A 22,630-nucleotide genomic window follows, 5' to 3' on the forward strand; every position below is an offset into this window, starting at 1 on the left:
CCTCACGCCACGGTTACGAATCGCTCAACCTCTGGTTGCGACGCGGTGATCGGGTGACTATGGGGGCATGACACTGGCCCAGCGCGCCATGAAGCAACTGGAAGTCTGGCCCGATCTGAGCCCGGGCCCGGCCAGTTGCGGTGCAGGGCGGGCACTGCGCTCCGTCCACAGCGACATCGTGCACTTCCACTCCGACCATGACGTGGACCTGCACCTGACGGTGTCGGCCATCCGACGTTTCCACGCCGACCTCCAGGAGTCCACCGCGATCAGGCTGGTCCCCGGCTCGGGCTGGGTGACGGTGCATCTCGACTGCGACACGGACGTCGATCTGCTGATGAGCCTGGTCAGCGCCGCGCTCAAGGCCCACCAGAGCGTGCCGTCCCCTGCCGGGAAGCGTCCGGCAGGGGGCGAGTGCAACTTCCGGAGGGTCACGGTGCTGCCCCGCCGCTAGTGCCCGGGGCCCAGGAGTCGTCCTCCCCCGCCTCCAGCAGGCCCGCGGCCGCGCCGACGATCCGGGGGTCGGCGGTACCGACGACTTCCTCGTCCTTGTCGTTGTAGTCGAAGCGGGCCAGCACGCTGCGCATCGCCTCGACGCGCGCCCGCTTCTTGTCGTTGCTCTTCACCACGGTCCAGGGCGTGTGCTCGGTGTCCGTCTCGCGGAACATGGCGACCTTGGCGGCGGTGTAGTCGTCCCAGCGGTCCAGCGACGCCAGGTCCATCGGGCTGAGCTTCCACTGCCGTACGGGGTCGACCTGGCGGATGGTGAAGCGGGTGCGCTGCTCGCCCTGGGACACCGAGAACCAGAACTTGATCAGGTCGACGCCGTCGTCGACGAGCATGCGCTCGAAGGCGGGCGCCTGCCGCATGAAGCGCCGGTACTCGTCATCCGTGCAGAAGCCCATCACCCGTTCCACGCCGGCCCGGTTGTACCAGGACCGGTCGAACAGCACGATCTCGCCCGCGGTGGGCAGATGCTCGACGTACCGCTGGAAGTACCACTGTCCGCGCTCCCGCTCGGTCGGCTTCTCCAGCGCCACGACCCGGGCGCCGCGCGGATTGAGGTGCTCGGTGAACCGCTTGATCGTGCCGCCCTTGCCGGCCGCGTCCCGCCCCTCGAAGACGATGACGAGCCGGCGGCCGGTCTCCTTGATCCAGCTCTGCAGCTTCAGCAGTTCTATCTGCTGCAGCCGCTTGTGCCACTCGTACTCCGGGCGCTCCATGCGCTTGTCGTACGGGTAGTTCTCGCGCCATGTGTCCACCGGACTTCCGTCCGGCCGGATCAGCACGGGGTCGTCCTGGTCGGTGTAGTCGACGCGCAACCCTGACAGCAGTTCGGTGTCCATGCATACCCATGAAAGCGAGCGCTTTCATACGGGCGGCGAACCCCAGGCAAAGATCACGTAACTCCCGGACGGATCACCGTGGTCCGGCCTCGACCAGCCGGGCGAGGTTCGCAAGCGCCATCCGCGTGCCGGTCTCGTTGTCCGCGGCCGGCACCACGTCGGGGATTCCCTCGTGCACGACGAGGACGTCCGTGCCGCCGTCGGCGTCGGTGAGGGTGGTGGTCATCGTCATCAGGCCGCGCAGGGCGGGGTCGTCGGTCTCGAACTCGACCTCCTCGACGACCTGCTCGTCCGGCACGAGCCGCACGAAGCGGCCGTGGTAGGTGTCGGTGTGTGCGTCCGACTTCCCGGCGCCGGTCGGCAGGTCATAGGTGAGCGAGACCCGGAACGCCCCGCCTTCGCGCCCCTCGAACTCGTGCACATGCCCGCTCATGCCGTCCGGAACCCGCCACTTCTCGACGGCGTCCGCGTCCAGCAGCGCCCGGTAGACGGCCGCGCGTGAGGCGTTCACATGCCAGGAGACCCGCGTCGAGTACATGGCCTCACCATAGTGGCGGGCCTACGGGTCAGGGGACTCCCAAGAGGCCAGTGCGCGCATCGCCGCCGCCGTCCGCGTGAACCCGTCCTCGCCCAGCAGCGCCCGCGCCTCGGCGTTGAACCGGTCGACCTCGGGCTGCGCCGCGTCGAGTGCGGCGGCCCCGTCGACGGTCAACTCCAGCACCACGGCGCGGTGTTCCCGCGGATGCGCCCTTCTGGCGACCAGACCGGCCGCGGTGAGGCGGCCGACCAGCCCGGTGACGGCGGACTCGCGCAGCCCTAGGGTGCGGGCCAGCGCCTGCTGGGTGATGCCCGGCTCGTCGCGGATCGCGAACAGCGCGCCGAGCTGGGCCGTGGTGATCCCGGCGGTGGCCAGCAGGCGCCGGTCCGAGGCGGTGCGCAGTTGGTGCGCCGCCCGCTGGAGCAGGAAGAACAGTCGCTGATCGGGCTCGGGCATGGACCGATGTTGACAGACGGGACGGGACAACGCCATCCTCACTTCACTAGTGAAGTGACCTCGTTGAAGTGACCTACGACGACGGTGGACGGTGGTCTCGTGAACAACACTCTCGATCTGCCCCTGGCCCGCAAGGTGCTGGCCGCCCAACCCTTCAGCGTGCTGCTGGGTGCCAGGCTCACGGCCTTCGGGGACGGCGAGGCGACACTCGAACTGGACCTCCGTGAGGATCTGCTGCAGCAGCACGGCTTCGCCCACGGCGGTCTGCTCGGCTACGCGGCGGACAACGCGCTGTCGTTCGCCGCGGGCGCCGCGGTCGGCTTCGGTGTGATGACCGCCGGATTCACCATCGACTTCCTGCGCCCCGCCAAGGGCGAGACCCTGCGCGCCCATGCCCGGGTGATCCGGGCCGGCCGTACGCGCGCGGTGTGCCGCTGCGATCTGACGACGGTCGCCGCCGACGGCACCACGACCCTGTGCGCCGTGGCCCAGGGCAGCATCGCGGTCACCGAACCGGCCCGGGACAGCGAGCGTGACGCCCCCTGACCATGATTTGAGAGCACCCGGCGAGGTTCAGCGCACGAGGCAGGGCCGCTTGGCGTCGAAGGTCCAGCCGTCGATCAGATACCGCATGCCGACGGCGTCGTCCCGGCCCGACAGCGCCTTCTCCTCGTAGAGCTCGTGGGCGGCCAGGAGCCGGTCCATGTCCAGCCGGATGCCGAGTCCGGGCGTGTCCGGTACGGCGACCTCGCCGCCGGCGATCCTCGGCGGCTCCGCGGTGAGCCGCTCCAGCCCCTCCTGCCAGATCCAGTGCGTGTCCAGGGCGTTGTAGTCGCCGGGTGCCGCCGCACCGCAGTGGGCCATCATCGCCAGGGAGATGTCGAAGTGGTTGTTGGAGTGGCAGCCCCAGGTCAGCCCCATCGCGTTGCACAGCTGGGCAACGCGCACCGAGCCCTGCATGGTCCAGAAGTGCGGGTCGGCGAGCGGGATGGACACCGACTGCAGGGCCAGGGCGTGGGTCAGCTGACGCCAGTCCGTGGCGATCATGTTGGTCGCCGTGGGCAGCCCGGTGGCCCTGCGGAACTCCGCGAGGATCTCGCGCCCCGAGTAGCCGCCTTCGGCCCCGCAGGGGTCCTCGGCATAGGCGAGGGTGCCCAGGAGTGGACGGCACAGCTCGACCGCCTCGCGCAGCGACCAGGCGCCGTTCGGGTCGAGGGTGATCCGAGCTGCGGGGAAGCGCTCCTTGAGCGCGGTGACGGCCTTGACCTCCTCCGCGCCGGGCAGGACTCCGCCCTTGAGCTTGAAGTCGCGGAAGCCGTAGTGGTCGTAGGTGGCCTCGGCCTGCCGGACGATCGCCTCGGGCGTCAGTGCCTCCTCGTGCCGGATGCGGTACCAGTCGACGTCCGCGTCCGGGGCGCGGACGTAGTCCAGGTCGGTCCGGTCCGGGTCGCCGACGTAGAAGAGGTAGCCGAGTACCCGTACGGAGTCGCGCTGTTGCCCGTCGCCGAGGAGGGCGGCGACCGGGACTTCGAGGTGTTGGCCGAGCAGGTCGAGGAGGGCCGACTCGACGGCGGTGACCGCGTGGACGGTGGTGCGCAGGTCGTAGGTCTGGGCGCCGCGACCGCCCGTGTCGCGGTCGGCGAAGGCGGACTCGATGGCACGCAGGACGCGCTTGTGGTCGCCCACACGCGCGCCGACGACGAGACGTTCGGCGTCGCGCAGGGTCCGGGTGATCTTCTCGCCGCCGGGCACCTCACCGAGGCCCGTACGCCCTTCTGAGTCCTCGATGACGACGACGTTGCGGGTGAAGTACGGGGCGTGCGCGCCGGAGAGGTTGAGGAGCATCGAGTCGTGGCCGGCGACCGGATAGACGGCGAAGCTGGTGACGACGGGCTGGGTCATGGCTGGCGGATGCCGTTCTCGTGAGGAGGGAGGTCGGTCAGATGCTGAGGGCGTCGAGGACCGGTTCCAGGACCAGGACGCCGGCCAGCCCGAGAAGTGCGAGCACCGTCGTGTACGTGGTGCGCGCCTTGATCGCGTCGAGGACGGACAGGTTGAAGTACTCCTTGAACATCCAGAATCCCGGGTCGTTGACGTGGGAGAAGGCGATCGAGCCGCAGGAGACGGCGAGCACCATCACCTCGGGGTGGACGCCACTGCCCGCGAGCAGGGGCAGCGCCACACCGGAGGCGGTGACGACGGCGACGGTCGCGGAGCCGAGGGCGATGCGGAGTATGGCCGCGATCAGCCAGGCCAGCAGGATCGGGGAGATCGACCAGCCGTCGGTGGCGTCCTTGATGTAGTCGGAGATGCCGCCCTCGACGAGGACGTTCTTGAAGGCACCGCCCGCGCCGATGACGAGCAGGATCATCGCCATCGCCTGGGCGGCCTCCTTGCACGAGGCGCTGACCTCGGCGAGGCTGCGGCCGATGCGCGGGCCGAACGCCCAGATCGCCACGAGCAGGGTGAGCAGCAGGGCGATCGGCGCGGATCCGATGAAGGCGATGAAGTGCAGCGGGCCGTTGTCGCCGGAGGCGGCGAGGTCGGTCACCGCGGCGCCGGCGATGAGGACCACGGGCAGCAGGGCGACGGACAGCGACCAGCCCATGCCGGGCATCTCGTCGTCCTCGAAGACACGGTCGCTGACCAGGCCCTTGGGGATGGACGGGTTCATCGCGCGGACGAACGGAAGGCGCGGCCACAGCAGCGCGATGAACGCGCCGACCGGGACGGCGATGAACAGGCCGTAGAACAGGGTGAGTCCGACGGACGCGTGGAAGGTTGCGGCCACCGCGGTGGGGCCCGGGTGGGGCGGCAGGAAGCTGTGCATGGTGGACAGGGCGATCGACATGGGCAGCCCCACCCACAGCAGGTTGGCCCGGGTGACCCGGACGAGAGTGAAGGCGATCGGCACGATGATGACGAAGGCCACCTCATAGAACATCGTGACGCCGATGAGCATGGCCGTCAGCACCATGGCCACCTGCACCCAGCGCGGCCCGCACACGTCGAGAAGCCGGCCGGCTATTCGCTGGGCGGCGCCGGAGTCCCCCATCACCCGGCCGACCATGGCACCGAGCCCGATGGTGAGCATGGTGTCGCCGATCTGGTCGCCGATGCCCTCGGCGAGGACGTCCGGGATCTTCGCCGGCCCGATCCCCTGGACCAGGCCGACGCCCACCGCCACGAGGAGCAGGGCGGCGAAGCCGTTCAGCCGGAGTTTGGTCATCAGGACGAGCAGGACCAGGACGCTGATCCCGACCACCACGAGCGGCATATGTCAGTTCTCCTTTGAACGCCGGCCGCCTATGTTCAACCCGCTGAACGGGGTCTTCACATGAAGACGTCGTCTACATATGAAGACGGAGATTATGTTCATGGATGGTCAAGGTCAATGGGTCTGCGCCCGTTGATTCACTCGGCGTGACTCAGGCGGCGTGATTCACCCGGGGTGATTCACCCGGCGTCCGGTGCGGCCCGCCAGCCGCTCCAGCGCACGACGGTGATCACGATCACCGGCCCTGCGGGCGGCCGTGCCTCGTAGTGGCGGGGGTACTTCTGCCGCAGCGACTCGACGGCGGCGGCGTACTCGTCACGCACTGCCCCGTCGGTCGCGTCCGACGGCAGAATCCGGGCGTCGCCGTCCGCCCTGACCCACCACAGGCGGTCCCAGTCGTCGTCGTACACGTCCGCCAGCAGACAGACGGCCGGGTGCCCGGCAATGTTGTGCAGCCGCCTGAGCCGCTGGGAGCGCTTCGGCTTGTGGTCGACGGCGGTGACGATCTCGTCGCCGCGCAGCGCGAACACGACCGGGACCAGATGCGGGCGGCCCTCCGGATCGACCGTCGCCAGCCGAGCCACCGGCGCCCCGGCGAACCGGCTGCGCGCCTCGTCCCGTTCCATGTCCGGCATGTCGGCTCCCTCCGCCCCGGCGGTACGCCGCGCCCTGAGACGGGTACCCCTATCCGTGTGGCCCTGAGCGGCCCAGAGCGGCCCGGACGGCATGAGCGGATCAGGTGGTGCCGATGGTCGGCGACACGGACGACGACATCCAGACGCGACGGCGCGGTGGAAGCGGCCATCGGGCGGTGCCCCACCCGGACGACGTACGGATCGAGGCCTGGGGCGTCAGCCGCGAGCGCTGCCTGGTAGAGGCGGCGATGGGCATGGTGGAGTGCTTCGCCGACGTGACGGCGGTGCGGCCCACCTCCATGGAACGGGTACGGCTCGCCGAGGAGGACGACGAACGGCTGCTGAGCGCCCTGCTCGACGAGGTCGCCCTCCGGCTGGACGCGAACGGCCGGGTGCCCGTCGACCTGGAGGCCACCACCTCGGACGGCGCCCTCGACCTACGGCTCGCACTCGCCGACCTGGCGGACGTGCAGGCCACCGGCGCCTCCCCGAAGGGCGTCTCTTGGCACGGGCTGCACATCGGTCCGGATCCGTACGGGTGGTCGTGCGCGGTGACCGTGGACGTGTGAGGGCGCCGACCGGAGGAAGGGCAGGCCCCTCGTCACCGCCGTACCCCCCGTACGGTGGAGACATGAGCGGCGGCACGGTGACGCTGTTCGTCTGCGGTGACGTGATGCTCGGACGCGGCGTCGACCAGATCCTGGCCCGGCCCGGCGACCCGGCGCTGCGGGAGGGGTACGTGACGGACGCCCGCTCCTACGTGAGCATGGCGGAGGCGGTGAACGGACCGATTCCGGCGCCCGTCGACCCGTCGTGGCCGTGGGGCGAGGCGCTGGGGCTGCTGGAGTCGGGCGGTCCGGACGTGCGGATCGTCAATCTGGAGACGTCGGTGACGTGCAGCGACTCGTTCGAGCCCGGCAAGGCGGTCCACTACCGCATGCATCCGGCCAACCTGCCGGCCCTCACCGTCGCCCGGCCCGACGTGTGCGTCCTGTCCAACAACCACGTACTCGACTTCGGCCGCGCCGGCCTGGAGGAGACTCTCGACGTGCTCCACGGAGCGGGTCTGCGCACGGCCGGCGCGGGGCGGAGCGCCGACGAGGCGTACGCGCCCGTGGCACTCCCGCTCCCCCACGGCGGCCGCGTGCTCGTCTTCGCCCTCGGCGCCGCCGGCAGCGGCGTCCCCGCGGCCTGGGCGGCGACGGCGGACCGGCCCGGCGTCGCCCACGTTCCCGCGTTGTCACCGACCGCGGCCGCCGAAGCGGTACGGCACATACGGCAGGTGAAGCGGGCCGACGACCTCGTGGTCGTGTCCGTGCACTGGGGATCCAACTGGGGCTACACCGTCCCCCGGGACCAGCGCCGTTTCGCGCACGCCCTGGTGGACGGTGGCGCCGATGTCGTCCACGGTCACTCCTCGCACCATCCCCGCCCCGTCGAGGTGCACCGCGGCCGGCTGATCCTGCACGGCTGCGGCGACTTCATCGACGACTACGAGGGCATCCCGGGCTACGAGCAGTACCGCGACGACCTGCGCCTGGCCTGCTTCGTGACGGTGGCGGCGGACACGGGCGAACTCGTCGGGCTGCGCATGGTGCCGCTGCTCGCCCGCCGCATGCGCCTGGAGCCCGCCCCGCCCGAGGACCGCACGTGGCTGCACGCCACCCTCGACGGCATCAGTCACGGCGTCCACCTCGCCCTCGAGGCGGACGGCGCGCTCATCCTGTCGAAGCCCGTCGGCCGAGCCGCCCGCTGAACGGCCCGCTCCGTCCGATGTCACTCGCCGCCCAGTGCTTCCAGCACATCGGCGTCGGTCAGCTGGCCGAAATCCTCGTACCACTCTCCGACCGAGCTGAACAGCCCTGGCTGGTGCAGGCAGACGAAGTCGTCGACCTCCCGGCGCAGTTCCTCGGCCGCCTCGGGTGCGCAGACCGGGACGGCAAGCACCAGATGCTCGGGGTGCCGGGCCCGTAGGGCGCGCAGGGCGACGCGTGCGGTGGAGCCGGTCGCGACTCCGTCGTCGACGACGACGGCCGTACGGCCAAGCAGCTCGGGAGCCGGACGGCCCTGCCGATAGCGTTCCTCGCGCCGCCGCAGCTCGTGCCGCTCCCGCTCCACCACCGGCGCCAGGTCGGCCTCGTTCAACCCGAGCCGCAGCAGCGTCTGCTCGTCGAAGAGCGGAGGCCCGTCGCCCGCGAGCGCGCCGACCCCGAACTCCTCGTGGAACGGGGCGCCGATCTTGCGTACGACGAGCACGTCCAGCGGGGCTTGCAGCGCCCTGGAGATCTCCCGGGCGACCGCGACGCCTCCGCGTGGCAGCGCGAGGACCACGGGATGCGGAAGGAGGCCCTTGTCCTGCCGGACACGCAGCTGCTCGGCCAGCTCACGCCCGGCCTCCGCGCGGTCACGGAACTGCATGGGCTTCCCCTTCCGTCCGTCGCCGCGTACCCCACCCATCCGTGTCGGACACCCCGTCGGCCTGGGCCCTACTGAATGCTCCAGCCGACGCTGCCGACGCCGGAGCTGTAGATCGCACAGACGCCGGACGACTCGCCGTACTGGCCCGGCGCCAGCGTCACCCACTGGCCGGAGACGTCCGGTGCCCAGCCGCAGACGACCTCGGCGCGGAAGGTGACGGTGCGGTCGGTGTTGTTCTTGCAGCCCGCGATGCCGTGGTCCGGGTTGTTGTTGTGCACCCAGCCGTCGCAGTCGACGGTGCCCGCCATGGCGGCGGCATCGCCGGCCGCCGCGGCCTGGGCCGGGGCGGCCGATGCGCCGACGGTGAGGGCCAGGGCGGAAACGGTGGTGGCGAGGCCGGCCGCGAAGATGCTCGTCCTGCGGTTCATGTGGATCCCCCGTGAGGTAGTGGTCCCGTTCGGACCTGCTGCCTTCAGTCAAGGTCAGCGGCGCTCCGACGGGAACCTCAGACCTCCGAGGGTGGGGCCGGTCCCCCGTTCACCCGTTTGCCGTGTCGGACGTGTCGGTGCCGTTCCAGTCGTACGGCCCGCCGCCGCGCCACTCGATCAGGTCGGGGTCGTCGACGGCCCGGTCCTCGCCGGGGAGGCCGGCGCGGTGCACCAGGTCCATGACGTCGAACAGGCTGTAGGCGGTGCCGGTCGGCTCGCCGCGGATCGTCACCTGACGCCCGCCGTCCGACGCCGGCGGCTGCACCACCACGGGGGGACGCGTGCTCATGCCACCACCATGCGCTCTGCGCGCCGGAAACGCAGCCCGGCCGTCACCGTTTGTAGAGCCCGATGAGTGTCCCGCTGGCGAGCTGCTGCTCGTCGAACACCCGGTGGGCCTCCACGGCCGAGGCCGCCTCCGGGACGGAAACGGGGCCCGGCAGGGCGTACAGGCGGAAGAAGTACCGGTGCGCGTCATCGCCCACCGGGGGCAGGGGGCCGCCCCACCCCGATTCGCCGTAGCCGTTCGTGTGCGGGTGGCTGCCAGGGGTCGTTCCGCCGGCCGGCAGTCCGTCCGCGTGCGGATCGATGCCGGTGACCAGCCAGTGCACGAAGGTTCCCGACGGGGCGTCCGGGTCCTCGCACAGCAGGGCCAGTTCCGCCGCCTCGTCGGGTACTCCGGACCAGGCCAGCGGCGGGGAGAGGTTCTCCCCTTCCAGGGCGTACCGCCGCGGGATCATCGCGTCGTGGTCGAACGCGGAGCTCTTGAGTTCTATGTCGGTCATGTGCGCCGCAGTACCCGTCGTCACGCGGACCACACGCGGCACCCGTTCGGGTGTGCCGGGCGCAGGCCCGCCGGGTGCCGCGCCGGTCAGTTCGTCGGGACGGCGGGCTCGGAACCCCTCGTCAGCTCTCGCCAGGGGCGGGCCGTGCGATGGCGCCACAGTCCGCCGAGGCGGTGGCAGACGGCGGCGGGCGGGATGAGGACGCTGGTCACGAGCATCGTGTCGACCTCGTACCTGGTGCGGGGCCCGGGAGCGATCCGTTTCCAGGCGAAACGGGCGGTGCCGAGGGTCCAGGCACCTGCCGCGAGGCCCGCGGCCGCGGGCCTTCGGGCCGCGAGGAGCGCGCAGGCGGCCACGCCCGCCGAGGTGACCGCCGCATGGGCGCGGATACGGCCGCGCGGCGACGCCGTCTTGTACCACCAGTCGGGGCCGTGCAGCCGGACCATGAGCGCGTCGTCGGCGTTGCCGCGCTCGTCGTGCAGGGAGTCCCACCGGTCAGCGGGACGGACGGGGTGGCGGGTGGTGCGCCGGCCCCGCCGGATGCCCCAGCCGGCGTCCAGGACGCGCAGGGCGAGGTCGGTGTCCTCGTGCTGCGCGTGCCGGAAGCGTTCGTCGAAGCCGCCGACCTCCCTTAGGACGTCGGTGCGGTAGGCCATGTCGGAGGTGATCCACCGGGCCGTGGCCAGGCCCACGGTGCGGCGCTCACAGTCGGTGGGGCGGCGCCCGCCGGGCAGCGGCACCGTGATCACGCCCTGGACGCCCGCCGTGGTCGACGGCGCCTCGGCCAGGTCCCGCACCACCTGCTCGCACCAGTGCGGTCCCACCTGCACGTCGTCGTCGAGGAAGACGACCCAGTCAGCGGTACGCACGCCCCGCAGACCGGCGTTGCGCGCGACCGCCGGGCCGTGGCCGCCGCTGCGCACCACCGTGGTGCGGGCCCGCAGGTCGCCGAGCACGTCGAGCGGATGGCCCAGGTCACCGTGGTCCGGCCCGCGACGGTCGTCGACGAGGACGATCTCGTCCGGCGGCGCTCCGGTCGCGGCGGCGAGCGCGCCCAGACAGTCCGCGAGGGTGTCGCGCAACCGGGTCGGCACGACCACGGCGTAGGAGAGCGGTGGCGCTGTGGTGTCCGCGCCGTCCACCACCCGGCTCGGCCTCGTCATACGACGGTCCTCCTCTGTCGGCATCGGTCGCGTCCCCCGGCTACGGCAGTGGCGTTCCGCCCGTGGCGTTGAGGATCTCGGCGGTGACGAAGCTGGCGTCCTGGGAGGCGAGATAGACGTACGCCGGGGCCAGTTCGGCGGGTTGTGCCGGGCGGCCCAGCGGGCTCTGCTTTCCGAACTCGACCGTGTCGGGCATCGTCGCGGGGATCAGCGGCGTCCACACCGGCCCCGGTGCGACCGCGTTCACCCGGATGCCCCGGTCGACGACCATCTGGGCCAGCCCCTGGGTGAAGGTCACGATCGCGCCCTTCGTCATCGCGTAGTCCAGCAGATGCGGACTCGGCTTGTAGGCCTGCACCGAGGTCGAGTTGATGACGCTGCCGCCCTCGGGCATGTGCGGCAGCGCGAACTTCGTCAGCCAGAACATGCCGTAGAGGTTGGTGCGCATGACCCGGTCGAACTGCTCGGTGGTGATCGCCTCGATGCCGTCCGGCTGGGACATCTGGTAGGCGGCGTTGTTCACCAGGACGTCGATGTGCCCGAACTCCGCGACGGCGCGCTCGATCAGGGTCCGGCAGTTGTCCTCGTCCCGGATGTCGCAGGGGACGGCTACCGCCTTGCGGCCGGCGTCCTCGACGAGCCGGGACGTCTCGCGTGCCTCGTCCGTCTCCTCCTGGAGGTGGGTGAAGAGCACGTCGGCGCCCTCCCGGGCGAAGGCCAGCGCCACCGCCCGTCCGATGCCGGAGTCGCCGCCGGTGACGACGGTCTTGCGGCCGTCCAGCCGGCCGCTGCCGCGGTAGCTGTCCTCACCGTGATCGGGCGGCGGGTCCATCGGCCCCGTCCACCCGGGATGGGGCTGGTCCTGTGCGGGGAATTCGGGCTGCGGGTGCTGGGTGGCCGGGTTCTGCCGGCTGTGCTGCGGATCGGTCACGACGGCCTCCTGACCGCTGGCGGGCACGGACGACTGGCCGGGTTCCCGCCTCGCAGCTGCCGAAAAGCTGGGTCAGCCGGTCAGCCGTCCTCCCGGTCCAGCAGCGCCTTGACGCCGTGGGCCGTCAGCGCGAGCTGCTCGGGGGTGCCCGCGTCGATGACGAGGGAGAGGTTGTCGGAGGGCCAACCGTGGGCGAGGGCACCGAGTTGCACGCTGCGGTGCCGGTGCATCCGGGGCAGGGCCTGCTCCATGCGTTCCTGGGTGGTGAAGACCGGCACCAGTTCGGTCCCGTCCTCCTGTTCGAACACCGGAAGCGTCAGTGCCTTGGGGGCCGGCCCCTCCGCGTCCGCAGCCGCCGGTACCAGTACCTCGCTGTGGGCCAGCGTGCTCAGCGCCGCCTCGTCCACGCCGTTCTCGACGACCGTGCGCAGAGCCTGCTGTGCCGCGAAGGCACCGCTCTCGAAGTGGGGGTCAGTCATGTCCATCCCCTTGCCGTGTCGTGCCCGTCCGTCCGGTACGCGCCGCATGATCCGCGTACCCGCTCCACCGTCCCTCATGTGTCCGCCCGCCTCATGTGCGCATCGTCGTCCCGGCCCTCCTGCGAACGCTCGCACTCCCTCCCGGGTGCTGGCGCACTCGTCCCCGGCGCTCATGTCGCGGACCCTGCGTCGTTTCACGGACCGCCGCGCCGGGCACCCGGCGACCGCGCCGAGCGCGAGGGAGGTGCGCCGTGCCGTTCCGTGACCGTACCCACGCCGGACAGGAACTCGCCCTGCGGCTGGTCGAGTGGGCCGACTCCGGTGATCTGATTGATTCGCTCGTGCTGGCCCTCCCGGCCGGTGGCGTGCCGGTCGCGGTCGAGGTGGCCCGTGCTCTGCACGCCCCGCTGGACGTGCTCGTGGCCCGCGAGATCAGCACGCCGATCCGGCCGGAGACGCCGATCGGGGCGATCGTCGCCGACGATCCGCCGCTGTACGACCGGCAGAGTCTGGCCATGATGCATCTGTCCGAGGACCGGCTCGGCGATGTCGTCGCCGGCGAGCGCAACGAGCTGCACCGCCTCGAATACGTCTACCGCGGCCACCACCCGCTCCCGTCCGTCGACGGCCGCACGATCGTCCTCGTCGACGACGGCCTGGCCACCGGCCTCACCGCCACGGCGGCTCTGCACTTCCTGCGCCACCACCGCCCTGCCCGCCTGGTCCTGGCCGTCCCCGTCGGCAGCCCGCGAACCCTGACCGCCCTGCGAACCCAGTACGACGACCTCGTGTGCCTGGAGCAGCCGGCGTCCCTGCACGCGGTCGGCGAGTGGTACGAGGACTTCGACCGGCTTTCGGAGACAGAGGTCGCGGACATGCTGCACAGGTTCCGCGCCACGGTATGACGCACCCTGGCGTGACGTCACTCCGGGTCGATCAGCGATTCCGGGTCGATCAGCGCAAGCCCCAGTTCGGGCCGGTGGATCTTCGCCAGGGCAGCCGGGCTGTCGCGGACGATCACCTCCAGGGTCGGCCACACCCGGCCCTCCAGCAGATGGCCGCCGCGGGTCGTGCCGTCCGACAGGCCCAGTACGGCGTGCAGGTGTGCGGTGGGTCCGTCCTCGCCGACGGCGATGTCCCCCAGGAGGGACAGGACCTCGCACTGCTCGTCGACCCCGATGCGGCGATAGTCCTTCGCCGCGCGGTCGAACCACCCCACGACGGCCCGTGAGAAGGCCCCCACGGCCGTCACCTGGGACGCCCCGAGCCCCTGCTCCCGGGCGAAGCCGGTGATCTCGGCGAGGGCGTCCTCGCCGGCAGCCGGCACCAGGACGTACACCGACGCCGGAGAAGCCTCCACCTGTTGCCACTTCATGCGCCTCGGGTACCCGCATCGCGCTGTGCCACCACGCGGCGCACGCGAGCGCGCCGTGAAAGGGTGGTGCCATGACCATGGACGTCCGCCCGGCTTCGGACTTCGAGGCCGTTCGCGCGGTGCTGGGCCCGAAGTCACCCGCGGCAAACGTGTGTTGGTGCCTGAGCTACCGGATCCCGTCCAAGCTCAACAACGAGCTGCGAGGGCCGGCCCGCGGTGAGTACGTCGCGGACTTGTGCCGCACCGATCCTCCTCCCGGAGTGATCGCCTACGACGGTGACGAGCCGGTCGGCTGGGCCGCGGTGGCACCGCGCTCGGCCACGTCCTTCGCGCGCAACCGCAAGATCCCGCACGTCGACGACCTGCCGGTCTGGTCGCTGTGGTGCATCCGTGTCCGCCCCGGCCACCGCAAGCAGGGGATCACGCACGCCCTGATCGCCGGCGCGGTCGAGTTCGCCCGCGACCGGGGCGCCCCGGTGATCGAGGCGTACCCCCTCGACAACGGTGACGCGAGGGTCGACCTGACGATGGCGTACGCCGGCATCCGGAAGAACTTCGAACGTGCCGGCTTCGTCCACGCCGCCGACACGACCTCCGTCCTGGCCGGTCACCCCCGCATCCTGATGCGGCTCGACCTGCGCTGACGCGACGGCCCCGCGGGGCTCAGTGCACGGAGAACCCGCCGTCGACGAAGATCGCCTGCCCGGTGACGTAGGCGGAGGAGCCGCTCGCGAGGAACACCGCCGCGCCGGCGAAGTCCTCGGCCAGGCCGTTGCGTCCGACCATCGTGCGCGCCGCGAGCGCCGCCACCTTCTCGGGGTCGGACGACAGGCGAGTGTTGAGCGGCGTCATCACGAACCCCGGCACGAGCGTGTTGCAGGTGACGCCGTAGGGCGACCATGCCTCGGCCTGGGATCGGGCCAGCGCCTCCAGCGCCCCCTTGGACACGCCGTAGGCGCCGCTCTGGACGAACGCCCGGTGGGCCTGCTGGGAGGTGATGTGGATGATCCGTCCGAAGCCCCGCTCGGCCATGCCGGGGCCGAAACGCTGCCCCAGCAGGTGGGGCGCCTCCAGGTTCACGGCCATCGTGGTGTCCCACACGTCCTCGCCCAGCTCGCCCATCGGCGGCCGCAGATTGATCCCGGCGCAGTTGACGAGGATGTCGGGCTCACCGAATGCCCCGACCGCCTCCTCGGCAGCCGCCCGCACGCCGTCGCGCGTGCCGAGATCGGCGCTGACCCAGGCCGCCCGGCAGCCTTGCGCCTCCAACTCACCGACCGTCGCGGCCAGTTCGGCCTCCCTGCGCGCCACGACCACGACACTCGCGCCCGCGCGGGCGAGGGCCTCGGCAATGGCCCGGCCGATGCCTGAACTGCCACCGGTCACCACGGCGACCCGGCCATCCAGGGAGAACAGTTCGGAGAGGTATGCCTGCGACATCATGCCCGCACCCTAGGCGGCCTGTTCGGGGGGACGGCGCTCGGGGGCGTCGTCGTCACGGCGCCTGCGGGATGCCGTGGCAGCGACCGTCCCTTCCGTTTCCCCGCCCTTCGTGTGAGCCCGCCGGGTGCGGGCACTCGGAGTCCGCGGCGCGTCCGACCGGACCGCCGCCCGATTCTGGAGGTGGAGAGCTATGGGTCATGGTGGGAACGTCATCGACGAGCTGGTGACCGATCACCGCGAGGTCGAGGAGTTCTTCGGCCGGATCGAGGCGCTTCCGTCCGGTGACAAGGACCGCAAGGTGTACGCCGACCAGGCCACGATCGAGCTGGTGCGGCATTCGGTGGCCGAGGAGATCTATCTGTACCCGGCCGTGCGTGAGCATGTCGCGGGCGGGGACGCCATCGTCGACCGGGAGATCGACGACCACTCCCGGGCCGAGCGGCTCATGAAGGACCTGGAGGGATGCGACGCCGGTGACCCCGACTTCGACCGGCTCATCGGGATGCTGATGACCGAGGTCCGCTCGCATCTGGCCGACGAGGAGCAGAACCTCTTCCCGAGGCTGCGCGCGGCGTGCACCCCGGAGACGCTGGACCAGCTGGGCGACAAGGTGCGTCAGGCGAAGAAGGTGGCGCCGACCCGCCCCCACCCGTCCGCCCCGGACACGCCGCCGGCGAACAAGCTGCTGGCTCCGGGGACCGGCCTGGTCGACCGGCTGCGCGACGCGCTGTCGGGACGCGGCAAGAAGGACTGACTGGGCGTACTTCCCACGGGCGGCAACCCGGCTCTGACTCGGCGGCCGCCCGGGCGAGAACAGGGCACGCAGGGGCGCGCTCGGCCGAGCACGGCTCAGGCACGGGCGCGCTCCGGCGAACACCACCCAGCCACACGCACGCTCCGGCAAACACGACCCAGCCACACGCACGCGCCCGGGCGAGAACACTCAGGCACGGACCCGCTCGGGCCAGGCAACTCAGGCACGGATGCGCGGGCGAGCACCACTCAGGCACGGGCACGCTCCGGCGAACACCACCCAGGCCCGGGCGCGCTCCGGCAAACACCACCCAGGCCCGGGCGCGCTCCGGCAAACACCACCCAGCCACACGCACGCGCCCGGGCGAGAACACTCAGGCACGGACCCGCTCGGGCCAGGCAACTCAGGCACGGATGCGCGGGCGAGCACCACTCAGGCACGGATGCGCTCGGGCGAGCACCACTCAGGCACGGGCCCGCTCCGGCAAGAGCAGCTCAGGCGGGGGTGCTCAGCCGAAGGCTCAGGCGATGAGCGCCCGGCCCGGGTCGAGGCGCTCGTGGAGGGCGGGGCGGTGCAGCGCGGCCACCGGGTCTAGGAGATCCGGGTGGCGCAGCAGTGCCGCTGCCTGGCGGTCCTGGGTGTCCGGGGCCAACAGGCGGCGGAACTCGACCGGCACGCCGGTCGCGTGGGTGCCTTCGGCGATCTCGGTGACCGCCAGCCGGGCCAGGTCGGTGTCGGTGAGCAGGCAGGCCGCCCAGCTCGCCACCACCTCGTCCACCCAGGTGCGCCAGGCGAAGTCGTCCGCGTGGTCCGGCGTGGCGCTGTCGGCGCCGGTGATCCAGTCCAGGCCGGCCGACCCGCCGGGCCCGGCCATCGCGACGAGGGCGGCGTCCGTCGGCGTCGGGTAGCGCAGCCATGCCGCCACGGTGACGGCCTGGCGGGCCTGCACCTCGCCGAGGGCGGCGGCGAGCGCGCCACCGCACGCGGGGTAGGAACACGTCAGCCATTGGGTGGTCGCCGCGATGAGCGGGGAGAGATCTGCGAGCACTGCAGGGCCGTCCGAGGTACTGGCGGGAACGGGGATCCCTCACACGGTAGCCCGGCGATCCGGGCGTCCGACATGTCCTTCGCCTCGTGAACGCCGTGGCCTCGCCCACACCGGGGCGGTGCGCAGGGGCGGAGCGCAGGGGCGCCGAAACGGCGCGGTCAGCCCGCCCTGCCGCCCGACGCGCCGGCCGTGGACCGGTCGGGCCGCGCGAGGTGGTAGACGTGAAACGCCCGGCCGATGACCGGTTGGGCGACGTTGCGCACCTTCACGCCCCCGCTGGTCATGCCGTGCTCGGTGCCGAGGTGGGCGTGCCCGTGCACCGCGAGGTCGGCGCCCGCCGTGTCGATGGCCTCCGCCAGCAGATAGCTGCCGAGGAACGGATAGATCTCGCAAGGCTCCCCGGCCAGCGTGTCCGGCACCGGCGAGAAGTGGGTCAGGGCGATGCGTACGTCGCAGTCCTGCCCCTGCAGCTCCTCCAGGGAGGCCCGCAGGCTGTCCGCGCTGCGCCGCGAGTAGCGGACGAACTCCTTCATGATCGGCTCGCCGAACTCGCCCGCGCAGCGGCCCACGAACCCGCCGCCGAACCCCTTCGTACCGGCCACGCCGATCCGCGCGGAGCCGTTCTCCACCACGGTGGCCCGGCCCTCCAGGACCCGCGCACCCGCGTCCTGAAGCACGGCGGTGACCTCCTGCGGGCAGTCGGCATGATGGTCGTGGTTGCCCAGGACCGCGACCACGGGAACGGCCAGGTCCTTGATCTCCCGTGCGACGACCTGGGCCTCCTCGGGAGTGCCGTGCCTGGTGAGGTCCCCGGCGAGCAGCAGGACGTCGGCGCTCTCGTGCAGGGTCTCGAACGAGGGCCGCAGCACGCCCTGGCTCTCAGGGCCCATGTGGATGTCCCCTACGGCCGCGATCCGGATCATTCGACCTCCTCGGCGTGGTCGGGCGCGGCGCTGTCCGCGACCACGATGTCGCAGTGCACCGGGTGTCCCACCAGTTCCGCGCGGGCGGTGCGCAGGACGTCGTCGCGGTACCGGGCGGACGGCACGGTGCCGGTCAGCAGGATCGCCTCGCCGCGGATCTCGATGCGCACCCCCAGCTCGCCGAGGGGCCCGGCGGCCAGGTGGTCCGTCAGATGGGCCACGAGGTAGTCCAGGTTCTGCGCGCCGCCCGGGCCCTGGGCCGGCTCAGTGCCGGGGCGGCTCATCGGGGCTGCTCCCTGGGGGCGATCACGTTGAGGCGCTCCAGGAGGAAGAAGAACGCGGCCGGCATCGGCTCGTCCCCGCAGGAGCCGCGTACGTCCTCCCAGTCGACCTTCTCACGAAGGGCGCGGGCGGCGGCGAGCACCGGCCCGAAGTCGCAGTAGTGCTCCGAGAAGGCCTCGATCAGCCCGCGCATCAAATCGGTCGGCGCGAGGACGGGCATGTGCACCGAGTCGACCGGGACGTCCTGCGCGCGGGCCAGCACGTCCGTGGTGACCGGGCGGTGTGCCATCTCGAAGAGGAAGTCGATCTCCTGTCCGAGACATGTCGTCTTCATCAGCCAGTCCTCGGGCGGTGTACGGACCGCGAGGCCCGCCTCGGCGAGTGTGTCCGCGACCGCGTCGGCGTCCGCGCGCAGCACGCAGAAGTCGGCGTCGTGCTGCAGATGACCGCTTCCGCCGTGGGCGTACACCGCTACGCTGCCGGCCAGGGCGAATCTGTGCCCCTTGCGCTTCAGCAACGCACCCACCTGTTTGGCCGCCTCCAGGATCGCCTGGCTGCGGTCGTGGGGCAGCTCCTGGCTGTTCAGCGAACGCGACCCGCCCGGCGCCGGCTCACCCGGGCTGTTGCCGACCGGGCGCAGCTCGGCAAAATCGGGTCGCGGGGCCGGTGTCGCGCTCTGCTGGTTCTGCGTCATGCCCACTCCGTTCGCCGCACGGAGGTCCGGTACGAGCCCGGGGCGGGCTCGGTAAGGGAACCGAGTACCCGGCGTCGGGGTTTCGATACGGCAGGGTCACGCCGCGGTGTAGCCGAGCTGTCGCCTCATGTAGGGCGTCATGAGCGTCTTTGCCTTGGCCAGCGTGGTGGTGCGGCCGCCGAGGACCGCAGTCTCGCCGCCCGGCACGGGCAGCATCGTCACTCCGTCGGCCGGGCCGAACGGGACGATGAGCGGGGTGCGGTGGACCGCACGGTAGGAGCGGGGCTCCTTGCGGTGCTTGCCGGCGCTGTTCAGATAGGCGCGGATGTTGTGTGCGGCCAGGTCGGCCTGGGCGAGCGCGGCCGGGGTGATCTTGACCTCGGTGGCGTCGTTCACGTCGCCGACCGCGAAGACGTCCAGCCACCCCTGCACCCGGAGCGCCTGGTCGACCTTCACGTGGCCCGTTCCGGTCAGCCAGCTCCCGAGCCCGGCCAGCCGCAGCCAGAGCGTGTTGGGCGTGGTGCCGGTCGCCCAGAAGGAGCGGTCGGCCGCGAGGATGTTGCCGCGGGCGTCGCGGTAGGTGTCGAAGTCGGTGCCGGGGGACATGAAGGAGTCCAGCCACACGTCCACGCCGTGGGACTCCAGCCAGGCCCGCGCCTTGCGTCCGGCCCGCGCACTGCCCGTCGCGTGCAGCAGCTCCGGCCCGGAGTGGGCGAGCGTGACGCGGGCGTCCGGCCGGGCGAGGCGGATCTCGGCGCTGAGCTCGACCCCGGAGGGCCCGCCGCCGACGACCAGGACATGCTCGGCCGCGGCGATGTGCTGCTGATGGGCGACGAGGGACTTCACCGCTTCCTCGGTGCTGGTGCCGGTGAAGCGGGCCGGTTCGGGGTAGTCGGCGCCGGTGGCGATCACCAGCACGTCGTACGGGAGCCGCTCCCCCGTCGCGAGCGTGACATGCCGCTCGGTGGTGTCGATGCGGACCGCCTTGCCCACGGCGACCCGGCCGTTGCGCAGCAGCCGGTCGTACGGGATGAAGGGGCTGTGCGACCAGTCCGGGCGCACCCCGGCCCGCAGGGCCGCGATGCGGTGGAAGAAGACCTCCTTGCGGTCCACGAGCGTGACCCGCGCCGTCGCGTCCAGTCGCTTCGCCAGACGGACGCCGGCATAGCCGCCGCCGATCACCACTACGTCGCCATCAAGCACGCCGTGTCTCCTTCTTCCTCTGCGGCGAGCCTAGCGATTGAAACTTAAATAATTGATGGAGACGGGTGCGCGTTCTGTGAAAGGTGCGGCTGGTGTTGCAGCAGTGCACAAACACGGCGTCCAGGCCGACCCCTGCGGGCCGGCCTGGACGCCGTGTTTCGTATGGATCAGACGGATCAGACGAGGTCGAACCGGTCCAGGTCCATGACCTTGGCCCACGCCGCGACGAAGTCGTTCACGAACTTCTCCTTCGCGTCGTCGCTCGCGTAGACCTCCGCGAGCGCGCGCAGCTCGGAGTTCGAGCCGAAGACGAGGTCGGCACGGGTGCCGGTCCACTTGACGGCGCCCGAGGCGTCACGGCCCTCGAAGGTCGTCTGGTCGCCGGAGGTCGACTTCCACGTCGTGCCCAGGTCGAGCAGGTTGACGAAGAAGTCGTTGGTCAGCACGCCCGGGGTGTCCGTGAACACGCCGTGCGAGGACTGCCCCTGGTTGGCGCCCAGGACACGCAGACCACCGACGAGGGCGGTCAGCTGCGGCGCGCTCAGGGTGAGCAGGTTGGCGCGGTCGAGCAGCAGGTACTCGGCCGGCAGGCGGTTGCCCTTGCCGAGGTAGTTGCGGAAGCCGTCGGAGGACGGCTCCAGCGCGGCGAACGACTCGGGGTCGGTGTGCTCCTCGGTCGCGTCCACGCGGCCCGGCGTGAAGGGGACCTCCACGTCGAAGCCGGCGTCCTTGGCGGCCTTCTCGACCGCGGCGGCACCGCCGAGGACGATCAGGTCGGCCAGGGAGACCTTCTTGGCACCGGAGTTGAACTCCGACTGGACGCCCTCCAGGACGCGCAGGACCTGCGCGAGCTGGTCGGGGTCGTTGACCTCCCAGCCGTTCTGCGGCTGCAGACGGATACGGGCGCCGTTGGCACCGCCGCGCTTGTCGCTGCCGCGGAACGTCGAGGCCGACGCCCACGCGGTGGAGACCAGCTGCGAGACGGTCATGCCCGACTCCAGGAGCTTGGCCTTGAGCACCGTCGCGTCCGCGGCGTCGATGGCCTCGCCCTCGGCCTGCGGCAGCGGGTCCTGCCACAGCATCGTCTCCGCCGGGACCTCCGGGCCGAGGTACAGGGACTTCGGGCCCAGGTCACGGTGGGTCAGCTTGTACCAGGCGCGGGCGAAGGCGTCCGCGAACTCGGCCGGGTTCTCGTGGAAGCGCTTCGAGATCGGGCCGTAGATCGGGTCGAAGCGCAGCGAGAGGTCGGTGGTGAGCATCGTCGGCAGCTTCTTGGAGTCGCTGTGGGCGTCGGGGATGATCGCCTCGGCGTCCTTGGCCACCCACTGGTTGGCGCCGGCGGGGCTCTGGGTCAGCTCCCACTCGTAGCCGAAGAGGATGTCGAAGAAGTCGTTGGACCACTGGGTGGGCTTGGTGGTCCAGGTGACCTCCAGACCGGAGGTGATGGCGTCGCCGCCCTTGCCGGTGCCGTGGGTGGACTTCCAGCCCAGGCCCTGCTCCTCCATGGAGGCGGCCTCGGGGTCGTTGCCGACCGCGTCGGCCGGGCCGGCGCCGTGGGTCTTGCCGAAGGTGTGACCACCGGCGATGAGGGCGACGGTCTCCTCGTCGTTCATCGCCATGCGGCGGAACGTCTCGCGGATGTCGCGGGCCGCGGCGATCGGGTCCGGGTTGCCGTTCGGGCCCTCGGGGTTGACGTAGATGAGGCCCATCTGGACGGCGCCGAGCGGGTTCTCCAGCTCACGGTCGCCGGTGTAGCGCTGGTCGTCGAGCCAGGTGGTCTCGGGACCCCAGTACACGTCCTCGTCGGCCTCCCAGACGTCGGCGCGACCGCCGGCGAAGCCGAACGTCTCGAAGCCCATCGTCTCCAGCGCGACATTGCCCGTGAGGATCATGAGGTCGGCCCAGGAGATGGACTGGCCGTACTTCTTCTTGACCGGCCACAGCAGACGGCGGGCCTTGTCCAGGTTGCCGTTGTCCGGCCAGCTGTTCAGCGGGGCGAAGCGCTGCTGGCCACGGCCGCCACCGCCACGGCCGTCGCTGATGCGGTAGGTGCCGGCGCTGTGCCAGGCCATACGGACCATCAGCGGGCCGTAGTTGCCGAAGTCGGCGGGCCACCAGTCCTGCGAGGTGGTGAGCACCTCGGCGATGTCACGTTTCACGGCCGCCAGGTCGAGGGCCTGGAACGCCTCGGCGTAGTCGAACTCCGCACCGAGCGGGTTGGCGACGACCGGGTCCTTGGCAAGGATCTTCAGGTTGAGCCGCTCCGGCCACCACTGGCGGTTTCCACCGCCCTGCGTGGGGTGCGCGGCGCGATCATGCGCGACGGGACAGCCGCCTCCGGTGCCCTCCGTCTTCGCGTCGGTGACGATCGCATCGGGGTTCTCAGCCATGG

28 protein-coding genes are annotated in these 22,630 nt (G+C 71.4%); 7 read left to right on the forward strand and 21 right to left on the reverse strand.

What is annotated here, in order from left to right; all coding sequences use genetic code 11:
- The first annotated feature begins 67 nt into the window (after positions 1 to 67).
- Entirely contained in the window at positions 68 to 454 is a 387-nt protein-coding gene (locus tag ACZ7L5_RS10825; protein WP_471516196.1) for a luciferase domain-containing protein, read from the forward strand.
- Here the strand turns inward: ACZ7L5_RS10825 and ppk2 are convergent.
- The 3 genes from ppk2 to ACZ7L5_RS10840 all read right to left on the reverse strand — a co-directional run bounded on the left by ppk2 (position 432) and on the right by ACZ7L5_RS10840 (position 2,340).
- Positions 432 to 1,346 (reverse strand): polyphosphate kinase 2, encoded by a 915-nt coding sequence (gene ppk2, locus ACZ7L5_RS10830; RefSeq protein ID WP_471516198.1) that lies wholly within the window; start codon positions 1,344 to 1,346, stop codon positions 432 to 434. The genes ACZ7L5_RS10825 and ppk2 overlap by 23 nt on opposite strands.
- A 73-nt stretch (positions 1,347 to 1,419) precedes the next feature.
- Positions 1,420 to 1,884 carry an SRPBCC domain-containing protein gene (locus tag ACZ7L5_RS10835; protein WP_471516200.1) on the reverse strand — a complete coding sequence of 155 codons (465 nt, stop codon included), beginning with the start codon at positions 1,882 to 1,884 and terminating at the stop codon, positions 1,420 to 1,422.
- A 21-nt stretch (positions 1,885 to 1,905) separates the two neighbouring features.
- A complete protein-coding gene (locus ACZ7L5_RS10840; RefSeq protein WP_471516202.1) occupies positions 1,906 to 2,340 on the reverse strand; it encodes a MarR family winged helix-turn-helix transcriptional regulator in 435 nt (144 codons plus the stop codon).
- Between the two features lie 99 nt (positions 2,341 to 2,439).
- Here ACZ7L5_RS10840 and ACZ7L5_RS10845 point away from each other — a divergent pair, with 99 nt between their 5' ends.
- On the forward strand, positions 2,440 to 2,886 hold the full coding sequence (locus ACZ7L5_RS10845) for a PaaI family thioesterase (protein ID WP_471516205.1): 447 nt from the start codon (positions 2,440 to 2,442) through the stop codon (positions 2,884 to 2,886).
- 27 nt (positions 2,887 to 2,913) lie between these two features.
- Here ACZ7L5_RS10845 and ACZ7L5_RS10850 read toward each other — a convergent pair whose 3' ends face one another.
- From ACZ7L5_RS10850 to ACZ7L5_RS10860, 3 genes are all read right to left on the reverse strand, one after another.
- The gene (locus tag ACZ7L5_RS10850; protein ID WP_471516207.1) at positions 2,914 to 4,242 is read right to left on the reverse strand and encodes an enolase C-terminal domain-like protein; all 1,329 of its coding nucleotides are present in this window, start codon (positions 4,240 to 4,242) and stop codon (positions 2,914 to 2,916) included.
- A gap of 37 nt (positions 4,243 to 4,279) precedes the next feature.
- On the reverse strand, positions 4,280 to 5,617 hold the full coding sequence (locus ACZ7L5_RS10855; protein WP_471516209.1) for a gluconate:H+ symporter: 1,338 nt from the start codon (positions 5,615 to 5,617) through the stop codon (positions 4,280 to 4,282).
- A 179-nt stretch (positions 5,618 to 5,796) separates the two neighbouring features.
- Positions 5,797 to 6,252, reverse strand: a complete 456-nt coding sequence (locus tag ACZ7L5_RS10860) for a TIGR03668 family PPOX class F420-dependent oxidoreductase (protein WP_471516211.1) — start codon at positions 6,250 to 6,252, stop codon at positions 5,797 to 5,799.
- A gap of 113 nt (positions 6,253 to 6,365) precedes the next feature.
- Here ACZ7L5_RS10860 and ACZ7L5_RS10865 point away from each other — a divergent pair, with 113 nt between their 5' ends.
- Positions 6,366 to 6,821, forward strand: coding sequence for an archease (locus ACZ7L5_RS10865; protein ID WP_471516213.1), 456 nt, complete (start codon positions 6,366 to 6,368; stop codon positions 6,819 to 6,821).
- Positions 6,822 to 6,883: 62 nt separating this feature from the next.
- Positions 6,884 to 8,008, forward strand: a complete 1,125-nt coding sequence (locus tag ACZ7L5_RS10870) for a CapA family protein (protein WP_471516215.1) — start codon at positions 6,884 to 6,886, stop codon at positions 8,006 to 8,008.
- Positions 8,009 to 8,028: 20 nt separating this feature from the next.
- On the opposite strand, the gene ACZ7L5_RS10875 is transcribed toward ACZ7L5_RS10870, so the two are convergent.
- The 7 genes from ACZ7L5_RS10875 to ACZ7L5_RS10905 form a co-directional block, all read right to left on the reverse strand.
- Positions 8,029 to 8,670, reverse strand: coding sequence for a phosphoribosyltransferase (locus ACZ7L5_RS10875; RefSeq protein WP_471516217.1), 642 nt, complete (start codon positions 8,668 to 8,670; stop codon positions 8,029 to 8,031).
- A 68-nt stretch (positions 8,671 to 8,738) separates the two neighbouring features.
- On the reverse strand, positions 8,739 to 9,098 hold the full coding sequence (locus ACZ7L5_RS10880) for a hypothetical protein (protein ID WP_471516219.1): 360 nt from the start codon (positions 9,096 to 9,098) through the stop codon (positions 8,739 to 8,741).
- Between the two features lie 109 nt (positions 9,099 to 9,207).
- Positions 9,208 to 9,447, reverse strand: coding sequence for a hypothetical protein (locus ACZ7L5_RS10885; RefSeq protein ID WP_471516221.1), 240 nt, complete (start codon positions 9,445 to 9,447; stop codon positions 9,208 to 9,210).
- A 43-nt stretch (positions 9,448 to 9,490) separates the two neighbouring features.
- Positions 9,491 to 9,943: a YbhB/YbcL family Raf kinase inhibitor-like protein gene (locus ACZ7L5_RS10890; RefSeq protein WP_471516223.1), complete on the reverse strand. Its 453-nt coding sequence runs from the start codon at positions 9,941 to 9,943 to the stop codon at positions 9,491 to 9,493.
- An 86-nt stretch (positions 9,944 to 10,029) separates the two neighbouring features.
- A complete protein-coding gene (locus tag ACZ7L5_RS10895) occupies positions 10,030 to 11,106 on the reverse strand; it encodes a glycosyltransferase family 2 protein (RefSeq protein ID WP_471516225.1) in 1,077 nt (358 codons plus the stop codon).
- A 40-nt stretch (positions 11,107 to 11,146) separates the two neighbouring features.
- A complete protein-coding gene (locus ACZ7L5_RS10900; protein ID WP_471516227.1) occupies positions 11,147 to 12,037 on the reverse strand; it encodes an SDR family oxidoreductase in 891 nt (296 codons plus the stop codon).
- A gap of 80 nt (positions 12,038 to 12,117) precedes the next feature.
- The gene (locus ACZ7L5_RS10905) at positions 12,118 to 12,516 is read right to left on the reverse strand and encodes an SseB family protein (protein WP_328877654.1); all 399 of its coding nucleotides are present in this window, start codon (positions 12,514 to 12,516) and stop codon (positions 12,118 to 12,120) included.
- Between the two features lie 251 nt (positions 12,517 to 12,767).
- Here ACZ7L5_RS10905 and ACZ7L5_RS10910 point away from each other — a divergent pair, with 251 nt between their 5' ends.
- Positions 12,768 to 13,421, forward strand: coding sequence for a phosphoribosyltransferase (locus tag ACZ7L5_RS10910; RefSeq protein WP_471516229.1), 654 nt, complete (start codon positions 12,768 to 12,770; stop codon positions 13,419 to 13,421).
- Between the two features lie 17 nt (positions 13,422 to 13,438).
- On the opposite strand, the gene ACZ7L5_RS10915 is transcribed toward ACZ7L5_RS10910, so the two are convergent.
- Positions 13,439 to 13,891 (reverse strand): PPC domain-containing DNA-binding protein, encoded by a 453-nt coding sequence (locus ACZ7L5_RS10915; protein WP_471516231.1) that lies wholly within the window; start codon positions 13,889 to 13,891, stop codon positions 13,439 to 13,441.
- Between the two features lie 71 nt (positions 13,892 to 13,962).
- Between ACZ7L5_RS10915 and ACZ7L5_RS10920 the strand changes: the two genes are divergently transcribed.
- Positions 13,963 to 14,535 (forward strand): GNAT family N-acetyltransferase, encoded by a 573-nt coding sequence (locus tag ACZ7L5_RS10920; protein WP_471516233.1) that lies wholly within the window; start codon positions 13,963 to 13,965, stop codon positions 14,533 to 14,535.
- 19 nt (positions 14,536 to 14,554) lie between these two features.
- Here ACZ7L5_RS10920 and ACZ7L5_RS10925 read toward each other — a convergent pair whose 3' ends face one another.
- Positions 14,555 to 15,334 carry an SDR family NAD(P)-dependent oxidoreductase gene (locus ACZ7L5_RS10925; protein ID WP_471516236.1) on the reverse strand — a complete coding sequence of 260 codons (780 nt, stop codon included), beginning with the start codon at positions 15,332 to 15,334 and terminating at the stop codon, positions 14,555 to 14,557.
- A 190-nt stretch (positions 15,335 to 15,524) separates the two neighbouring features.
- Here ACZ7L5_RS10925 and ACZ7L5_RS10930 point away from each other — a divergent pair, with 190 nt between their 5' ends.
- Positions 15,525 to 16,088: a hemerythrin domain-containing protein gene (locus ACZ7L5_RS10930; RefSeq protein WP_471516238.1), complete on the forward strand. Its 564-nt coding sequence runs from the start codon at positions 15,525 to 15,527 to the stop codon at positions 16,086 to 16,088.
- 520 nt (positions 16,089 to 16,608) lie between these two features.
- On the opposite strand, the gene ACZ7L5_RS10935 is transcribed toward ACZ7L5_RS10930, so the two are convergent.
- The 6 genes from ACZ7L5_RS10935 to katG all read right to left on the reverse strand — a co-directional run bounded on the left by ACZ7L5_RS10935 (position 16,609) and on the right by katG (position 22,628).
- Positions 16,609 to 17,136, reverse strand: coding sequence for a hypothetical protein (locus ACZ7L5_RS10935; protein ID WP_471516240.1), 528 nt, complete (start codon positions 17,134 to 17,136; stop codon positions 16,609 to 16,611).
- A 158-nt stretch (positions 17,137 to 17,294) separates the two neighbouring features.
- Entirely contained in the window at positions 17,295 to 18,059 is a 765-nt protein-coding gene (locus ACZ7L5_RS10940) for a metallophosphoesterase family protein (protein ID WP_471516242.1), read from the reverse strand.
- Positions 18,056 to 18,343, reverse strand: a complete 288-nt coding sequence (locus ACZ7L5_RS10945) for a hypothetical protein (protein ID WP_328877662.1) — start codon at positions 18,341 to 18,343, stop codon at positions 18,056 to 18,058. Before ACZ7L5_RS10945 ends, ACZ7L5_RS10940 begins: the two co-directional genes overlap by 4 nt.
- Positions 18,340 to 19,035 (reverse strand): P-loop NTPase family protein, encoded by a 696-nt coding sequence (locus tag ACZ7L5_RS10950; RefSeq protein WP_471516244.1) that lies wholly within the window; start codon positions 19,033 to 19,035, stop codon positions 18,340 to 18,342. Before ACZ7L5_RS10950 ends, ACZ7L5_RS10945 begins: the two co-directional genes overlap by 4 nt.
- Before the next feature lie 96 nt (positions 19,036 to 19,131).
- A complete protein-coding gene (locus ACZ7L5_RS10955; RefSeq protein WP_471516246.1) occupies positions 19,132 to 20,238 on the reverse strand; it encodes an NAD(P)/FAD-dependent oxidoreductase in 1,107 nt (368 codons plus the stop codon).
- Positions 20,239 to 20,414: 176 nt separating this feature from the next.
- On the reverse strand, positions 20,415 to 22,628 hold the full coding sequence (katG, locus tag ACZ7L5_RS10960) for a catalase/peroxidase HPI (RefSeq protein WP_471516249.1): 2,214 nt from the start codon (positions 22,626 to 22,628) through the stop codon (positions 20,415 to 20,417).
- Positions 22,629 to 22,630: the final 2 nt, after the last annotated feature.

This window comes from Streptomyces sp. NPDC107528 (assembly GCF_055639295.1).

What these genes read in the sequence shown, in the direction of transcription:
- ACZ7L5_RS10825 (WP_471516196.1), top strand. Translation starts at nt 68, where the DNA reads ATGACACTGGCCCAGCGCGCCATGAAGCAACTGGAAGTCTGGCCCGAT.
- ppk2 (WP_471516198.1), bottom strand. Translation starts at nt 1,346, where the DNA reads ATGGACACCGAACTGCTGTCAGGGTTGCGCGTCGACTACACCGACCAG.
- ACZ7L5_RS10835 (WP_471516200.1), bottom strand. Translation starts at nt 1,884, where the DNA reads ATGTACTCGACGCGGGTCTCCTGGCATGTGAACGCCTCACGCGCGGCC.
- ACZ7L5_RS10840 (WP_471516202.1), bottom strand. Translation starts at nt 2,340, where the DNA reads ATGCCCGAGCCCGATCAGCGACTGTTCTTCCTGCTCCAGCGGGCGGCG.
- ACZ7L5_RS10850 (WP_471516207.1), bottom strand. Translation starts at nt 4,242, where the DNA reads ATGACCCAGCCCGTCGTCACCAGCTTCGCCGTCTATCCGGTCGCCGGC.
- ACZ7L5_RS10855 (WP_471516209.1), bottom strand. Translation starts at nt 5,617, where the DNA reads ATGCCGCTCGTGGTGGTCGGGATCAGCGTCCTGGTCCTGCTCGTCCTG.
- ACZ7L5_RS10860 (WP_471516211.1), bottom strand. Translation starts at nt 6,252, where the DNA reads ATGCCGGACATGGAACGGGACGAGGCGCGCAGCCGGTTCGCCGGGGCG.
- ACZ7L5_RS10865 (WP_471516213.1), top strand. Translation starts at nt 6,366, where the DNA reads ATGGTCGGCGACACGGACGACGACATCCAGACGCGACGGCGCGGTGGA.
- ACZ7L5_RS10870 (WP_471516215.1), top strand. Translation starts at nt 6,884, where the DNA reads ATGAGCGGCGGCACGGTGACGCTGTTCGTCTGCGGTGACGTGATGCTC.
- ACZ7L5_RS10875 (WP_471516217.1), bottom strand. Translation starts at nt 8,670, where the DNA reads ATGCAGTTCCGTGACCGCGCGGAGGCCGGGCGTGAGCTGGCCGAGCAG.
- ACZ7L5_RS10880 (WP_471516219.1), bottom strand. Translation starts at nt 9,098, where the DNA reads ATGAACCGCAGGACGAGCATCTTCGCGGCCGGCCTCGCCACCACCGTT.
- ACZ7L5_RS10885 (WP_471516221.1), bottom strand. Translation starts at nt 9,447, where the DNA reads ATGAGCACGCGTCCCCCCGTGGTGGTGCAGCCGCCGGCGTCGGACGGC.
- ACZ7L5_RS10890 (WP_471516223.1), bottom strand. Translation starts at nt 9,943, where the DNA reads ATGACCGACATAGAACTCAAGAGCTCCGCGTTCGACCACGACGCGATG.
- ACZ7L5_RS10895 (WP_471516225.1), bottom strand. Translation starts at nt 11,106, where the DNA reads ATGACGAGGCCGAGCCGGGTGGTGGACGGCGCGGACACCACAGCGCCA.
- ACZ7L5_RS10905 (WP_328877654.1), bottom strand. Translation starts at nt 12,516, where the DNA reads ATGACTGACCCCCACTTCGAGAGCGGTGCCTTCGCGGCACAGCAGGCT.
- ACZ7L5_RS10915 (WP_471516231.1), bottom strand. Translation starts at nt 13,891, where the DNA reads ATGAAGTGGCAACAGGTGGAGGCTTCTCCGGCGTCGGTGTACGTCCTG.
- ACZ7L5_RS10920 (WP_471516233.1), top strand. Translation starts at nt 13,963, where the DNA reads ATGACCATGGACGTCCGCCCGGCTTCGGACTTCGAGGCCGTTCGCGCG.
- ACZ7L5_RS10925 (WP_471516236.1), bottom strand. Translation starts at nt 15,334, where the DNA reads ATGATGTCGCAGGCATACCTCTCCGAACTGTTCTCCCTGGATGGCCGG.
- ACZ7L5_RS10930 (WP_471516238.1), top strand. Translation starts at nt 15,525, where the DNA reads ATGGGTCATGGTGGGAACGTCATCGACGAGCTGGTGACCGATCACCGC.
- ACZ7L5_RS10940 (WP_471516242.1), bottom strand. Translation starts at nt 18,059, where the DNA reads ATGATCCGGATCGCGGCCGTAGGGGACATCCACATGGGCCCTGAGAGC.
- ACZ7L5_RS10945 (WP_328877662.1), bottom strand. Translation starts at nt 18,343, where the DNA reads ATGAGCCGCCCCGGCACTGAGCCGGCCCAGGGCCCGGGCGGCGCGCAG.
- ACZ7L5_RS10950 (WP_471516244.1), bottom strand. Translation starts at nt 19,035, where the DNA reads ATGACGCAGAACCAGCAGAGCGCGACACCGGCCCCGCGACCCGATTTT.
- katG (WP_471516249.1), bottom strand. Translation starts at nt 22,628, where the DNA reads ATGGCTGAGAACCCCGATGCGATCGTCACCGACGCGAAGACGGAGGGC.